General features: G+C 39.8%; 11 protein-coding genes. 10 read left to right on the plus strand and 1 reads right to left on the minus strand.

Features of this window, described 5'->3' with window-relative positions; translation table 11 throughout:
• Nucleotides 1-320: 320 nt before the first annotated feature.
• From C9J36_RS01170 to C9J36_RS01200, 8 genes are all read left to right on the plus strand, one after another.
• The gene (locus C9J36_RS01170; RefSeq protein WP_107941984.1) at nucleotides 321-2,513 is read left to right on the plus strand and encodes a DNA topoisomerase III; all 2,193 of its coding nucleotides are present in this window, start codon (nucleotides 321-323) and stop codon (nucleotides 2,511-2,513) included.
• A gap of 1,242 nt (nucleotides 2,514-3,755) precedes the next feature.
• Nucleotides 3,756-4,565, plus strand: a complete 810-nt coding sequence (locus C9J36_RS01175) for a putative metalloprotease CJM1_0395 family protein (RefSeq protein ID WP_107941985.1) — start codon at nucleotides 3,756-3,758, stop codon at nucleotides 4,563-4,565.
• A gap of 69 nt (nucleotides 4,566-4,634) precedes the next feature.
• Nucleotides 4,635-5,117: a Cys-tRNA(Pro) deacylase gene (gene ybaK / locus C9J36_RS01180; protein WP_107941986.1), complete on the plus strand. Its 483-nt coding sequence runs from the start codon at nucleotides 4,635-4,637 to the stop codon at nucleotides 5,115-5,117.
• Between the two features lie 381 nt (nucleotides 5,118-5,498).
• Nucleotides 5,499-6,119 carry a YczE/YyaS/YitT family protein gene (locus C9J36_RS01185; RefSeq protein WP_066168034.1) on the plus strand — a complete coding sequence of 207 codons (621 nt, stop codon included), beginning with the start codon at nucleotides 5,499-5,501 and terminating at the stop codon, nucleotides 6,117-6,119.
• 90 nt (nucleotides 6,120-6,209) lie between these two features.
• Entirely contained in the window at nucleotides 6,210-7,400 is a 1,191-nt protein-coding gene (locus C9J36_RS01190) for a glycine C-acetyltransferase (RefSeq protein WP_066168037.1), read from the plus strand.
• A gap of 238 nt (nucleotides 7,401-7,638) precedes the next feature.
• Nucleotides 7,639-7,815 (plus strand): hypothetical protein, encoded by a 177-nt coding sequence (locus C9J36_RS17240; protein WP_161956361.1) that lies wholly within the window; start codon nucleotides 7,639-7,641, stop codon nucleotides 7,813-7,815.
• Between the two features lie 23 nt (nucleotides 7,816-7,838).
• Nucleotides 7,839-9,668: a glycosyltransferase gene (locus C9J36_RS01195; RefSeq protein ID WP_107943054.1), complete on the plus strand. Its 1,830-nt coding sequence runs from the start codon at nucleotides 7,839-7,841 to the stop codon at nucleotides 9,666-9,668.
• Nucleotides 9,661-11,406 (plus strand): polysaccharide deacetylase family protein, encoded by a 1,746-nt coding sequence (locus C9J36_RS01200; RefSeq protein ID WP_107941987.1) that lies wholly within the window; start codon nucleotides 9,661-9,663, stop codon nucleotides 11,404-11,406. The genes C9J36_RS01195 and C9J36_RS01200 overlap by 8 nt, the downstream gene beginning before the upstream one ends.
• Nucleotides 11,407-11,714: 308 nt before the next feature.
• Here the strand turns inward: C9J36_RS01200 and C9J36_RS01205 are convergent, their stop codons facing one another.
• A complete protein-coding gene (locus tag C9J36_RS01205; protein ID WP_107941988.1) occupies nucleotides 11,715-12,878 on the minus strand; it encodes a pyridoxal phosphate-dependent aminotransferase in 1,164 nt (387 codons plus the stop codon).
• Nucleotides 12,879-12,955: 77 nt separating this feature from the next.
• On the opposite strand from C9J36_RS01205, the gene C9J36_RS01210 reads away from it, so the two are divergent.
• Both C9J36_RS01210 and C9J36_RS01215 read left to right on the plus strand, forming a co-directional pair.
• Nucleotides 12,956-13,765, plus strand: coding sequence for a carbon-nitrogen family hydrolase (locus C9J36_RS01210; protein WP_107941989.1), 810 nt, complete (start codon nucleotides 12,956-12,958; stop codon nucleotides 13,763-13,765).
• Between the two features lie 530 nt (nucleotides 13,766-14,295).
• On the plus strand, nucleotides 14,296-15,219 hold the full coding sequence (locus C9J36_RS01215; protein ID WP_107941990.1) for an L-threonine 3-dehydrogenase: 924 nt from the start codon (nucleotides 14,296-14,298) through the stop codon (nucleotides 15,217-15,219).
• Nucleotides 15,220-15,333: the final 114 nt, after the last annotated feature.

Below are 15,333 nucleotides of genomic sequence, written 5' to 3' on the forward strand. Positions count from 1 at the left end.
TAACTATATTTCGAGAGACGAAAAGAAATCGTTTTCAGGCTGTGCGTAAAATCTATTTTGTTTGGACAAAGCATTGAAAGAAAGGTTTTCGTCGCTTCATTTCTAGCTGAAGGTAAAGAGCGCTAAAGCCACTGTCCAGCACACTTTCAAAAGAGACTCACGCTATTTATATGAGCAAATGTTTTTGTTAAATATAATGGCTTCTATCCAAAATACCGACCACGCACGGCTTTTGGGACAGTTTTTTTAAATTGTGTGAGTGCCTGGCACCCAATTAACATGTTATAGTAGCTGTACATAAATAAAAGGAGCGTAATCAAATGGCAAAAAGTGTAGTGTTAGCAGAAAAACCTTCAGTCGCACGCGATATTGCGAATGTGCTGAAGTGTCATAAAAAGGGTAATGGATTTATAGAAGGAGATAAATATATTGTGACATGGGCTTTAGGGCATTTAGTAACATTAGCAGACCCAGAAAGCTACGATGTGAAATATAAAACATGGAATTTAGAGGATTTACCAATGCTACCAGAGCGTTTGAAGTTAACGGTTATTAAGCAGTCTGGTAAGCAATTTAATGCAGTGAAGGCACAGTTAAGCCGCAGTGATGTGAATGAAGTTATTATTGCGACGGATGCTGGACGTGAAGGGGAGCTCGTCGCACGCTGGATATTAGCGAAAGCAAAAATTAATAAGCCAGTAAAGCGCTTATGGATTTCCTCTGTGACAGATAAAGCAATTAAAGAGGGCTTTGCCAATTTAAAGCCAGGCAAGCAGTATGAGCATTTATATCACGCGGCAATTGCGCGCTCAGAGGCAGACTGGTATCTAGGTTTAAATGCAACACGAGCGTTAACAGCAAAGCATAATGCCCAGCTTAACTGTGGGCGTGTACAAACACCTACTTTGGCAATGATTGCTGCGCGTGAAGATGAAATAAAAAATTTTAAAGCACAAACTTATTATGGCATTGAGGCGCAAACGGATTCAATCAAATTGACATGGCAGGATGCTAATGGCAATAGCCGTAGCTTTAATAAGGAAAAAGTCGATACGATTATTAAGCAGCTTGGTCGCCAAGATGCAAAAATTATGAATGTTGAGCGTAGAGCGAAGAAATCCTTCGCACCAGCTTTATATGATTTAACAGAGCTGCAGCGTGATGCCAACAAGTTTTATGGCTACTCTGCGAAGGAAACATTAAATATTATGCAAAAACTCTATGAATCACATAAAGTGCTCACATATCCACGTACAGATTCACGCTATTTATCATCGGATATTGTGGCTACATTGCCGGAGCGCTTAAAGGCGTGTGCAGTGGGAGATTATCGCATGATAGCGAACAGACTTGCAACAAAACCAATTAAAGCGACGAAGGCCTTTGTCGATGATAGCAAAGTAAGCGACCACCATGCGATTATTCCAACAGAGGCATATGTAAATTTATCGGCGTTTTCTGATAAGGAGCGTAAAATTTATGATTTAGTTGTAAAGCGCTTCTTAGCAGTGCTACTGCCAGCCCATGAATACGAGCAATTAACGGTACAGGCTGAAATTGCCGGAGAGAAGTTTATTGCGAAGGGTAAAACAGTGCTTAGTTCAGGCTGGAAGGAAGTATATGAGAATCGATTTGAAGATGAGGACGCTCATGAGGATGTTAAGGAGCAGCTTTTACCTCGACTTGATAAAGGGGATATTTTAAAAACACGCTTAATTGCTGGGACATCTGGTCAAACAAAGCCACCAGCTCGCTTTACAGAGGCAACGCTTTTATCAGCGATGGAAAACCCAGCAAAATATTTAGAAAAAGAAGACAAGCGCTTAGCGGATACATTAAAATCAACAGGTGGGCTTGGTACTGTAGCAACGCGTGCGGATATTATCGAAAAGCTTTTTAACTCATTTATGATTGAAAAGCGCGGTGGCAAGGATATTTTTATTACTTCAAAAGGTCGTCAGTTACTCGATTTAGCACCGGAGGAGCTGCGTTCACCCGCGACAACTGCCGAGTGGGAACAGAAGCTTGAATTAATTGCTAAAGGCAAGCTACAAAAGGATGTCTTTATTAATGAAATGAAGGAGCATACGAAGGAAATTGTAGCAGATATTAAAAATAGCGATAAAAAATATAAGCATGATAATATTTCAACAAAAACATGCCCAGACTGCGGAAAGCCAATGCTTGAGGTTAATGGTAAAAAGGGTAAAATGCTTGTCTGTCAAGACCGTGAGTGTGGCCATCGTAAAAATGTTTCACGCACGACAAATGCACGTTGCCCACAATGCAAGAAGAAACTTGAGTTACGTGGTGAGGGAGAGGGTCAAATTTTCGTATGTAAATGTGGTTATCGTGAAAAGCTATCTGCATTTGAAGCGCGCCGCAAAAAAGAAGGCACAGGCAAAGTCGATAAGCGTGCTGTTCAAAAATATATGAAGCAGCAGGATAAAGAAGCAGAGCCATTAAATAACGCATTTGCAGCATTATTGAAGGATTTTGATGTGAAAAAGTGATTTCAAGCTGGCAGAGTTCGTGAATGTAGATTCCGCATTAAAACATAAGCCATCTTTTAATGTCTTTTAGTAGAAGTCGGGGCTGTCCAAAAAGCCGTGCATAGCCGGCATTTTGGACAGGAGCGATGATGTTTCACAAAATGTTGATTCCTATAAAGTGAACCTTCAATCAGTGGGGGCTTTGCCCCCCACTGATTGGTGATAGAGGAACACAAGCTAGAATCTTCGCATCCTGCGAAAACGCTTGTGTGACCAACATCGTGTTGGCCTCATTCTTAGTTTTTACAGGCTGTTTGATCCCCCACTTAAACATCTTGTTTTTATCTGCTGTTTTGAAGTGGGGGTATTACAGCCTGCTAATACGCGATAAACAGAGAACGCCTCTTTTAAAATGGGATGAACATTGACTTTAGCAGTGTACTCCTTCAGTAAAAGGGAAGCGATGAAAACATTGATTTCAATGCGGTGGCAAAACAAAATGGACTTTTCAGACAACTACAGCTTGCGTGGTGCTGGTCAGTCAACTGTTGACACGTGTCATGACAATTTTAGATTGCTTACTCGAGGCGTAATTGATACGAAAATAAGCTAGGACTATCTAAAGTATGCGTGTTGCTACTTGGATAGTCCTAATTTTGTTTCAAATTTATCCCGCATTAACGGGCAGTAAGATTCCCACTTCAAGACTTAAGTGAAGAGCGGCTTGAGGATAAGTGGGAGTCTTACTGCCCGTAAAAAACCCAATTGAAGTTGCACTTTATAATGAAAATCTAGGTTTCAAAAAGCTATTTTCAAGAATGAACTTTGAAATTTATTAAAGCAATATTACTTACGAACCAATTATCGTTTTATTTAATGAAAGAAAGCGCTGTTATCTGATATAATCGTCTTAATAAAGTGAGGCTAGCGGTATGTGAAGGGCTTTATTTCCCTCAAACTGTTAGATTCATCAATCGGAGCTTTAACGTCTTTCGGCAATTTTTACTGGGACGAGTAACTGTAGGAGCACATGTTTTTTGTGCGCAAGGCGTAGCGACAAATTATATTTATACCGATAGCAAGTCGACAGGTACAGAAGTCATTCACCTCTACGGATGGCGAGATGAATGCGAGCAGTAGACCGATTTTCAGTAGCGGTCACAGGCTGTGACGATTTTAGGTTAACTTCCACTAAACAGCTTAGAAAAAATTGGACACAATTACGCCGATGCGTAATTGATAAAGAGGGAAGAGGTGAAATTTATGAAAATAGCAAGCTTGATGCAAAATAGGCTACTAGATTTTGAGGATCGTAAAAAAGCGTTGCAGCGTAGGGAAATGGGCGAGGCTTATAAAAGAACAGCGCAGTTCGCAAAGGCTAGTCAAAATCCGATGCTAGTGGCGCTAGAAAATTTATTGTCTGGTAAAACGGAGAAGGATTTACTAGCCGCAGATGCAAAAACAAGCAATCTCCAACAGGACAAAATACAAGAAAAGATAGAAACACCTGAAACAAAAGCCCATTTGCGCCAGCTACAAATGACAGAGGACGAAGTGAAGGCGCATGAACAAGCACATAAGGCAGCAGGAGCAAGTGTGACTGGACCAGTTTCGTATACGTATATGAAAGGACCAGACGACCAGCTTTACGTGAGTGGTGGAGAAGTATCGATTCAAGTACCTACAAGTGGCACAGATGATGAAACAATTAAAATATTAGAGCAAGTACGGAAGGCGGCGTTAGCACCAGCTCAGCCATCTCCACAAGATTTGCGAGTGGCAGCGAGCGCAACAGCACAAATTCAGCAGGTGCAGACAGGGACGACTGTTGAGGAGGAGCTACAAGAGGAGCCCCCATTTGCCGATGAAGATTTAACTGTTCGTGTGCCTGCGCATTTTATGAATGAAGTTGAACGAGACGTGACAGCACCAACTATTTTCGGTAAGGAATTAGAAAATTTAATTGTACAAAGAGCGTATAAGAAAGCGAAAATACAATATCAAAGTCATATCGAGATGGTGAAAAATGGCTATCGTGCAGGTGCGGAGTCGGTATTTTCAAGAATTGCGTAAATCGAAAAGTTGTTCTAGTATGTATGCTAGAACAGCTTTTTTTGTATGCGAAAATAGGAGGATTTTCAAATGGCAAAGAAAACAGCCAAAACAAATGCGATTCGCATGATTGAGCAACAGAAAATTCCACATGAAGTGCTAGAATATACAATTGATGATAGCGCAGTAGATGGGATATCAGTGGCACAAAAAATAAATCAGAAAATAGAAATGGTATTTAAGACGCTTATTGCAACGAGCGGAAAAGGACAGTTTTATGTATTTGTCATTCCGGTGGCAAAGGAGCTAGATTTAAAGGCAGCTGCAAAAATAGCGGGTGAGAAAAAAGTGGAGCTTATTGCGGTGAAGGAGCTATTAGGCTTAACAGGCTATGTTCGAGGGGGTTGCTCACCAGTGGGGATGAAAAAGCTTTTTCCAACTTTTATTGATCAGTCAGCGGAGCAGCTAGATTTTATGATTGTTAGCGCAGGAAAAATCGGTATGCAAATGAAATTATCACCAGCACATTTGCTTAAAGTAGTGAATGCAAAATATGGAGAGCTAACGGTTTAACGTCTTTCAGCAATGTTTACTGCGACGAGTAACCATAGGAGCACATGTTTTTGTGCCGATAGCCTAGCGACAGGTACAGAAGTCTACCACCTCTATAGGTAACGAGGTGCATGCAAGCAGTAGACCGATTGTCCAATCACTCGCTGAATCATAGGAACTCACATTCTAAGCTAACAACTGAGTGACCAACATCGTGTTGCCCTAAAACCTCTGGCAGATGTCACAGGACGTGAGGGTTTTAAGTTAACTCCAGCAAATAGCCTGGAAAAATCCAGAAACAATTACGCTGAGGTGTAATAGATTAAAACACAAACGAAGCATCCGAAAAGCAGTGTTTTATATGATTTTCGGATGCCTTTATTAACGAAAGAAGGCAATTATATGCAAAAAAAATTTGCGTGGCAGTGGACATTCTTTTTTATCGGTCTCGCTGTTATGTCATTAGGTATTTCTTTAACAATTAAGGGGAATGCTCTTGGAACGGGTCCCTGGGATGTATTACATATTGGTTTGTTTAAGCAGTTTGGTTTGACAATTGGAACTTGGTCTATTTTAACTGGACTAATTATTGTTGTGAGTACATCTATCTTTTTACGCCGATTACCGAAAGTTGCAACATGGTTGAATATGCTGTTAATTGGCTCCTTTATTGACTTATTTAATTGGTTGTTGCCATCAACATCCGCTTTTGTAGGTGAGCTTTCTTATTTTATCTCAGGGTTTTTTGTAATGAGTGTTGGCTGTGCTTTATATATTTCAGCGAATGTTGGGGCGGGTCCACGCGATACGATTATGATGATTATTGTGGAGCAGTTTGGAGGTTCAGTGCGTTTGGCGAGGACGATTATGGAGGTTTTTGCGGCGACAGCTGGCTGGTTGCTTGGTGGACCGGTTGGCGTAGGAACAGTGATACTCGCGCTAGGCACGGGGCAAATTATTCAATGGGCATTGCCGTTCTTTAGAAATAAGCTAGAGCAGCTAGTTGGCGAGTCAGTACAGTAAATAATGTAATTATGTTAAAATCAAAATAAAGCCTCTAGTTAACTTCAAAGGCTGGGGCGTATTTTATCTTACACGAAGGGATGAAGTGCTTTGTCAAAAATATTAGATGCATTTTTAGAAGAAAACTTACAAGCGTTGCATGAGCAAGGGTTATATAATGAAATCGATCCAGTAGAAGGGGCAAATGGACCGATTATTAAAGTGCGCGGTCAAAATTTAATTAATTTATCTTCTAATAATTATTTGGGCTTAGCTACAAATGATGAGCTGAAAGAAGTGGCGAAAAAGACGCTCGATAAATACGGCGTTGGCGCGGGGGCTGTACGTACAATTAATGGAACGCTTGATTTGCACGTGAAATTAGAGGAAAAGCTAGCTGAATTCAAAGGTACAGAGGCAGCTATTTCATACCAATCAGGCTTTAACTGTAATATGGCAGCCATTTCGGCTGTGATGGATAAAAATGATGCCATTTTATCAGACCAATTAAATCATGCTTCAATTATTGATGGTTGCCGCTTATCAAAAGCGAAAATTATTGCTTATAATCACTCAGATATGGATGATTTACGCACAAAAGCAAAAGCAGCTAAGGAGTCGGGTCTATATAATAAAATAATGGTGATTACAGATGGCGTGTTCTCGATGGATGGCGATATTGCAAAGCTTCCAGAAATCGTTGAAATCGCAAAGGAATATGACCTTATTACTTACGTAGACGATGCACATGGTTCAGGTGTGACAGGTAAAGGGAAAGGAACAGTAAAGCATTTTGGCTTAGAAAATGAGATTGACTTCCAAATCGGTACATTATCAAAAGCAATTGGCGTTGTTGGCGGCTATGTAGCAGGGAAGAAGCAGTTAATTGATTGGTTAAAAGTACGCTCACGTCCGTTTTTATTCTCAACGGCATTACCGCCAGCGGATGTTGCAGCAATTACAAGCGCAGTGCAAATGATTATTGACTCTACAGAGCTACATGATAAGCTGTGGGAAAATGGCGATTATTTGAAAAAAGGCTTAGCTGAATTAGGCTTCAATATCGGCGAGTCCGAAACACCAATTACACCATGTATTATTGGAGATGAAAAGCTAACACAGGAGTTTTCAAAGCGCTTATTTGAAGAGGGTGTTTATGCGAAATCTATCGTCTTCCCAACGGTACCAAAAGGAACAGGGCGCGTGCGCAACATGCCTACAGCAGCACACACGAAAGAAATGTTAGATGACGCATTAGCGATTTATGCAAAAGTAGGTCGCGAGCTTGGCGTAATTAAATAGAGAAACTAAAAAGGTTGTCTGGAAAGCATGCGAACGCGCGCTTTTCAGGCAATTTTTTTTGCTATTGTGTGGAATTAGGAAAAGTGATGTCTAAAACACCGATTTTAAAATAACTAAAATTAAGATGTCTATTGTATTAAAGATAATTTAGTTTGCCCCTCAGCTTTTTGAAAAAAGTATATTTTAATATTTTTTAGCATATATCAAGTTAGTCCTTATTGATGAGCAGACAGCGAAAATGATTGGAAAACAGATTGCTTTACACAGGGTAATAATGACCCTAGTAGCCACTAGGGAAATTATCATTAGAACAAAAATGATTGGGAGATTGCCAGAGCAACTACAACAACAAGGCAATTTCTTTAAAAAGCTCTTTACATGGATTGAACAACATTCCGAGGAAAGCGTGGATTGATTGTGGTGAAAAAGGAAATTTTGATGGTAAGAAAACAAGATAGGCGTATTTTATCGAATATTCCAGACCCGGAAAATACACGTAGCTTAGTTGACCGTCGAGGAGCTAGCTATCAGCAAGCAGAAATAGATATAGCAGATGTGAATGAATTATTTTGGCTTCAGTCATTAAGCTTACGTTATAGTACGGCATTTCCTGTGAAAATTTTAAAGTCAGATGTTTCAGCTAAGTTTATTTGTGAGGATATTTCTGTAACTGGCATTCTCATTTCTTGTGACATATCAAATGCGTTCCAAATAGATGAGGTGATGCGAATGCGCTTCACAATACCTGATGGTGCAATGCCTGAAGGCTACGAGGCTAATGTCAAGCTAAAGGGAAGGGTTATTCGCACGTTTACAAAAGAGGTAGAGGGGCAAATTCGCTATTACTATGCATACGAATTTTTACAGCCGTTGCATAAATATTTGAGCAAGAAACGCTGGGGACTGTCTGTCTTTACTGCTAGTCTCATACTGCTGGCGGCTGCATTGACGATTATGCTGATGCGGGCTGAAAGTGTCATTTATTTCAAATTTAATAAATCTTTATATTTATATAGTATGATTGCTGCTGCATTTTTGCTAAGTCGCTATTTATTTGGCATGTTTTATCGTAACTTAGTGATAAATCCTCATTATGAGCCCGGTGTATCAATTATTATTCCCGTTTTTAATGAAGAAAAATGGATTCAAAGTACAATATTAAGCTGCATAAATCAATACTATCCAATTGACAAGCTTGAAGTAATTATCGTTGATGATTGCTCTACTGACCAAACAAAGCAAAGGGCTGAAGAAATAGCTGCTCTTATTCATCAAGAAGGTGAACGCTTTAAAACGAAAGGGCGTTTAATTGTGCATCAATTGCCACAAAACGGTGGAAAGCGTGAGGCATTAATGACAGGAGTACGTATGGCAAAGCATGATTTAGTTATTTTTGTTGATTCTGATAGTTTCTTAGAGCCTCATGCTGTACGCAATTTAGTGCAGCCATTTCAGGACCCCAAAATGGGTGGTGTAGCAGGACGCACGGAAGTAGCAAATAAATTTACCAATGCTTTAACGAAATTACAAACAGTTCGCTATTATGTTGCATTTCGTATTATGAAGGCGGCAGAATCATGGTTTGATGCAGTGACCTGTTTATCTGGCCCGCTCTCCTGCTATCGCAAGGAGCTTGTTTTGCAAAATGGAGAAGCATGGCTTAATCAAAAGTTTCTTGGGCAGCCTGCTACGTTTGGCGATGACCGTAGTATGACAAATTATATTTTAAAAACACATCGGACAGCATATCAAGATAGCGCTGTTTGCTCAACAATCGTTCCATCGAGCACAATGGCCTTTTTATCACAGCAAATGCGCTGGAAACGTTCGTGGCTTAGGGAATCATTACGGGCTTGTACATTTATTTGGAGAAAAGAGCCATTCATGTTTTTGTTTTTTATTATCGGTTTAATTGTGCCAATCGCAGCACCCATTGTCGTTGTTTATAATTTACTTTGGGTTCCTTTTACTCAAGGGATTTTCCCTAGAACGTTTCTTGTTGGTCTATTATTAATGGCAATGCTAATGAGCTTAGCGCATCTTTATTTTAAAAGAAGTAAGCTCTGGTCATTCGGTTTTATTTTTGTTTTATTTTATGAGTTTGTATTGCTTTGGCAAATGCCTGTTGCTTGGGTAACGTTTTGGAAATCAACATGGGGTACACGGGAAACGCCGCAGGATGTATTAGCGAAACAAAGGAAGCTAGAAAGAAAAGCGCGGCGCAAAGAAAAACGTCTATTAAAAGATGCGGGTGATAAAGATGAATAACAAGAAAGTAGCATTAAATGCTCAATTAAAAAATCGTAAAAAAATCATTCGCTCTATTATTCAAGCAGTTATCATTGTTTTTCTTGCAACAATTTTAATACGTACAATCTTTTTGTTAAATCAGTTTGAAGATAGCGCAATAGCAATGGAAAATACGGAAGGCTTTATTGCATTATCGTATTTTGGGGTGAGTCGTGGTGAGTCACCAAAGTACGTGACAAAAGGCAATTTAGATAAGCAATTATCGCTACTAGCAAAGCAAGGCTATGAAACAATTTCCCAGCAGGATATTATTGATTTTTATGAGCTAGGGAAGCCGCTGCCTGAAAAAGCTTTATATTTATCATTTGAGGATGGGCGCACAGATTCAAGTATTTTCGCTCAAAAAATATTAGAAAAATTGAATTATAAAGCAACGATGTATACGTATGCCAATAAAATGGATACAAAAGATACAAAATTTTTAAAGCCTAAGCATTTGAGGTTAATGGAAGATAGCGGATTTTGGGAGCTCGGCTCGAATGGCTATCGCTTAACATATATTAATATATTTAATGATGAGGGACAGTCGTTAGGTGTTATTGATGAAAATGATGTACCTGATAAAATGATGATTGAGTATTACAATCATTATTTAATGGATTTTATTCGAGATGAATATATGATTCCTACAGAAACAAGAGCGGAGATGGAGGCACGCATTGCAGGTGACTATGAATTGATGCAGGAAATTTATATGAATACGCTTGAGGAAGTGCCAAAGGCTTATGCGATTATGCACGCCAATTCACTTTATAATAATATGGATACGCTCGTGGAAAACGTCAATGACCGACATATTAAAAAATTATATAAAATGCATTTTAATTTAGAGCTAGATGCTTATAATGACGCAGATGCAAATATTTATAATCTAAGCAGACTTCAAGTTTCACCATATTGGTCTACAAATCATTTGATGATGAAAATTCAGCAGGCGAGCAAACAGCGTGTTGAGTTTGTAATTGGTGATAAAAAGCTTGCGGAACAGTGGGAAATTTCTAATGGGGCGGCAGAGTTTTTAAATAATGAGATTATTTTAACTTCCTTGCCTTCAGAGGAAGCGACAATGATTTTACAGCAAAGGATGCCGACAGCCTATCATCTAGAATTTGATTTTCACGGAAATGTTGTCGGAGAGCAGTCGGTTTACATTTATCATAAGAATATGAGCTATATGCGTATCATGCTAAAGGATAATGAGGTAATTATTTTTGAAAAGCAACTAAATAAAACGGAGACTGAAATCGAGCGTCATTCTTTGCAGGAAATCGTGTGGAGCGGTGAAGATTATGCTTTCAATAAGGCAACGATTTATTCCTATCATGATACACAGCAAGGCTCACGTATTGATGAAGAAGAGTATCCACGCAATTTAAAAAATCGACGTCATTTTTCATTACAAGTAGGGCAAGGTGAAATCAAGCTCGCTGTTGGTGAGGAGCTAGTAACAACGCTTGCAATTAGCGATGCAATCGAAGGTACACAAATTGGCTTCGGCGCAGCATACTCAAAAAAGGATACAACGCATGAGCAATATGCAGATGATATATACGATACAGTAATTGAAAATATAAAAATAACAGACGAGGCTCAGCAGGTTCTTTTCACAAATCAATATACAAAGGCAGCGAAAATAAAATATAACTTAGGGGCATGGTTCAATAGTTTAGTAGATTTTTTTATTAAAACTTTTTAATGTTTTATCATTTATATTGTGGAAGGAAACAATACAAGCTAAAACTTTTGCAATGTTGGAGAAAAACAAGCGCTTCTACGGGCATATTTTGGTGTGACCGTAGAAGTGCATATGTTTTTTAAAAAAGAATAAGAAAGCAAAGGTTTTTAGCATTTGAACAGTGTTTAGGCTAAAACGCCAGCCTCTCGGTTATTTCAAGTATTCATGTAAAAGTGGTGAGCGTTTATTTTTGCATCTGTACTTTCCAATGTCTATCGGCGCTAGACGAACGCTTTTCTAATGTATGATTTTATTCGGAAATTTCCTCGTTAAAAAATATTCAGTGCGGCAATTCGCTGCATTGCCTCGCGTAGCCGCTCCTCATTTACAAGTAAGCCAACACGTACATAGCCTTCACCGAATTGTCCAAAGCCATTTCCACTAGCGACAGCAACATTCGCTTTGCTTAGTAACAGGTTAGTAAATTGCTCGCTCGTGTAACCTTCTGGCACAGGTAGCCAAGCGAAGAAGGAGCCAGCGGGAGCTTCTACCTGCCAGCCAATTTTATGGGCCTCATCAATTAATGCATTGCGTCTGCTTTCATACGTGGCGCGTAGTTGCTCGACAGCACTTTGCTCAACTGTAAGGGCATGTGCGGCTGCATGCTGAATAGCTGGGAATAGACTGCAAAATAGATGGTCTTGTAATAGCTGGATAGCTTCAATCATTTGGGCATTTCCGACCGCAAAGCCAACGCGCCAGCCAGCCATATTAAATGTTTTTGATAATGTATAAAACTCGATTCCAACATCCTTTGCACCATCCACTTGTAAAAAGCTAATCGGCTTTTGCCCATTAAAGCCAATCGCACCATAGGCAAAGTCATGTGCAACTGCGATGTTATGCTGTTTGGCGAATGCGACTGTTTCTTCAAAAAACCCATAGGTTGCAATTGCACCAGTTGGATTGTTAGGATAGTTAATATAGAGTAGCTTTGCGCGCTCTTTTATTTCGTCATTTAAGGCGTTGTAATCAGGTAAAAATTGATTTTCTGGTAGCAAGGGCATCGTATCAAATTTCACATCTGCCAATGCAACACCTGATAAATAATCCGGATACCCTGGGTCTGGCAATAGCATATAATCACCTGGATTCATTAATGCAAGTGGCAGCTCAACAAGCCCAATTTTCGTGCCACCTACGATAGCGACTTCTGTTTTAGGGTCGATTGTCACGCCGTATTCACGTAAATAAAATGCTGCCGCTGCCTCGCGTAGCTCCTCAATTCCGCGGAATGGGGGATATTTATGGCTAAGTGGGTTTTCGGCCGTTTGCTGTAAAGCTTCAATTATATGTGCTGGTGTTGGTTGGTCAGGATTGCCTTGACCTAAATTAATAACATCTCGTCCTTCAGCGATTGCTGCATTGACGTTTTGAACGAGTGAAGCGAAAAATTGCGGTGGTAGCTGCTGTAGTTTTTTTGAAAATTCCATGCAAATCCCTCGTTTTCTGAATATAATGAAATATGGTAACCTTTTTTTTCTAAAATGTCTATATAGGAAGTGAAGCAATGAAAATAGGATGTATTCAATTAAATGTTCGCTTTGGTAAAGTCGACGAAAATTTTGAGAGAGCAGAGCAATTTATTCGTCAAGCTGCACAAGGTGGCGCTGAAATAATCGTGCTACCAGAAATGTGGAATACAGGCTATGCACTTGAAAAATTGCCCGAGCTAGCAGATGAAAATGGCGAGCGCACAAAGCAATTTTTAAGCTTTCTTGCCAAGGAACTGTCCGTTCATATTGTTGGTGGTTCTGTTGCCATTCGTGTTGGTGATGAATTTTTTAATACGATGTACACGTTTAATAAAGAAGGAGAGCTTGTTGGCGAGTATAGTAAAGCGCATTTATTCCGTTTAATGGACGAGCATTTATATTTACAGGCTGGAGATAAGCTAAATCGCTTTGCACTTGGCGATATAGAAGCAGGCGGTGTTATTTGCTACGATATTCGTTTCCCAGAATGGTTACGCTCACATGCATTACAAGGCGCTAAAGTGCTTTTTGTACCAGCGCAATGGCCTACGCCGCGTATCGACCATTGGAAAACATTATTACAGGCACGTGCCATTGAAAATCAATGCTTCGTCATAGCAGTTAATCGCATTGCAAATAAGGTAGAAAACTTCAACGGTCAATCGATGATTATTCAGCCTTGGGGCGAGGTGCTTTGGACAGGTGCGGAGGACGAAGAGTTAGCGATTATTGAAGTTGATTTTTCAATTGTTGACGAAGTGCGGACACGCATCCCAGTATACGATGACCGCAGACCAAATTTATATGAGGGAGTTGTGAAGGCAGCGTCTGAAAAGCCATTTTAAGACGACCTTTTTGTGCTGAAAGCGAAGCGACAGGTACAGAAGTTTCCCACCTTTATAGGAGACGAGATGAATGCAAGTATAAGACCGATTCCAGTTGGTGTCAAACACTCACTGATAAAGATGAACCCAGTCTAAGAACATCGCATATTAAGATAACAACTGAGTGACCAACATCTCGTGTTGGCCTAAAGCCTTCGGTGGATGTCAGGAATTTTGAATTGTGCTTGCACAATTCAAAATCCCGACATGATTAAGCGGAGGCGTAATTGAATATAGAAGCAAGGGCTATTCGAAAAGTGTACATCTTTTCGGATAGCCTCTTTTTTGTGGGGAATAGCTAAATGAAATTGCTATCCTCAAAAGCTTTCGATTTGATAGCATTTTTACATGAAAAGAAAATTAATGATTGTCTTTTTCAAAAGAACATTTTATAATTAATTTCAATAAAAGTACAAATGAACCGCGTCATTGCAATGTTTAAATGTATTTTTAGGGTGTACAAATGTATAACGCCACAGGAGGGTACGGGAATGAAAAAAATTATTGTGACAGGTGCACTTGGTCAAATTGGTTCAGAGTTAGTAGGGAAATTACGTACAATTTATGGAACTGATGCTGTTTTAGCGACAGATATTCGCGCAGCACAGCAAGATGGTCCATTTGAAATATTAGATGTAACAGACGGTAAGCGAATGCATGAGCTTGCAAAGGATTTTGGTGCAGATACGATGATTCATATGGCTGCACTGTTATCAGCAACCGCTGAAAAAAATCCTGTTTTTGCATGGAATTTGAATATGGGTGGCTTAATGAACGCATTGGAAGTATCACGTGAGCTGAATTTGCAGTTTTTCACACCAAGCTCGATTGGTGCATTCGGTCCATCTACGCCAAAGGATAATACGCCACAGGATACGTTACAGCGTCCTACAACAATGTATGGTGTCAATAAAGTAGCAGGAGAATTGCTATGTGATTATTACTTCACAAGATTTGGTGTGGATACACGAGGTGTTCGTTTCCCAGGCTTAATCTCTTACGCTACGCCACCAGGTGGGGGAACGACGGATTATGCAGTCGATATTTATTATAAAGCGATTGAAGAAGGGAAATACACATCTTATATCGCCGAAGGCACGTATATGGATATGATGTATATGCCTGATGCATTGCAGGCGATTGTTGATTTAATGGAGGCGGATGGTTCGAAGTTAGCGCATCGTAATGCTTTCAATATTTCAGCGATGAGCTTTGAGCCTTCACAAATTGCGGCAGAAATTAAGAAGCATATCCCAGGCTTTGAAATTGCCTACGATGTTGACCCGGTGCGTCAAGCAATCGCTGATAGCTGGCCAAACTCGATTGATTCATCTGCGGCAAAAGCTGAATGGGGCTTTAACGCACAATACGATTTAGCTTCAATGACTGTTGATATGCTAGGGAAATTGAAATAAGTAGGGCGTCCAAAATGCCGTGCGTTTGCTGGCGTTTTGGACGCTGTTGTTTGGTGTTATGGTGCTAGGAAGCTATGTTTGAAAATGGGAGAAACACGGACTTTAGCGGTGTTT

The sequence above is a fragment of the Metasolibacillus fluoroglycofenilyticus genome, from assembly GCF_003049645.1.
In the GTDB taxonomy this organism is placed as follows: Bacteria; Bacillota; Bacilli; order Bacillales_A; family Planococcaceae; genus Metasolibacillus; species Metasolibacillus fluoroglycofenilyticus.

Bases quoted from the DNA above. Each gene is read 5' to 3' on its own strand.
- C9J36_RS01175 (WP_107941985.1), top strand. From the start codon at position 3,756: ATGAAAATAGCAAGCTTGATGCAAAATAGGCTACTAGATTTTGAGGAT.
- C9J36_RS01195 (WP_107943054.1), top strand. From the start codon at position 7,839: ATGGTAAGAAAACAAGATAGGCGTATTTTATCGAATATTCCAGACCCG.
- C9J36_RS17240 (WP_161956361.1), top strand. From the start codon at position 7,639: ATGATTGGAAAACAGATTGCTTTACACAGGGTAATAATGACCCTAGTA.
- C9J36_RS01185 (WP_066168034.1), top strand. From the start codon at position 5,499: ATGCAAAAAAAATTTGCGTGGCAGTGGACATTCTTTTTTATCGGTCTC.
- ybaK (WP_107941986.1), top strand. From the start codon at position 4,635: ATGGCAAAGAAAACAGCCAAAACAAATGCGATTCGCATGATTGAGCAA.
- C9J36_RS01170 (WP_107941984.1), top strand. From the start codon at position 321: ATGGCAAAAAGTGTAGTGTTAGCAGAAAAACCTTCAGTCGCACGCGAT.
- C9J36_RS01200 (WP_107941987.1), top strand. From the start codon at position 9,661: ATGAATAACAAGAAAGTAGCATTAAATGCTCAATTAAAAAATCGTAAA.
- C9J36_RS01205 (WP_107941988.1), bottom strand. From the start codon at position 12,878: ATGGAATTTTCAAAAAAACTACAGCAGCTACCACCGCAATTTTTCGCT.
- C9J36_RS01215 (WP_107941990.1), top strand. From the start codon at position 14,296: ATGAAAAAAATTATTGTGACAGGTGCACTTGGTCAAATTGGTTCAGAG.
- C9J36_RS01210 (WP_107941989.1), top strand. From the start codon at position 12,956: ATGAAAATAGGATGTATTCAATTAAATGTTCGCTTTGGTAAAGTCGAC.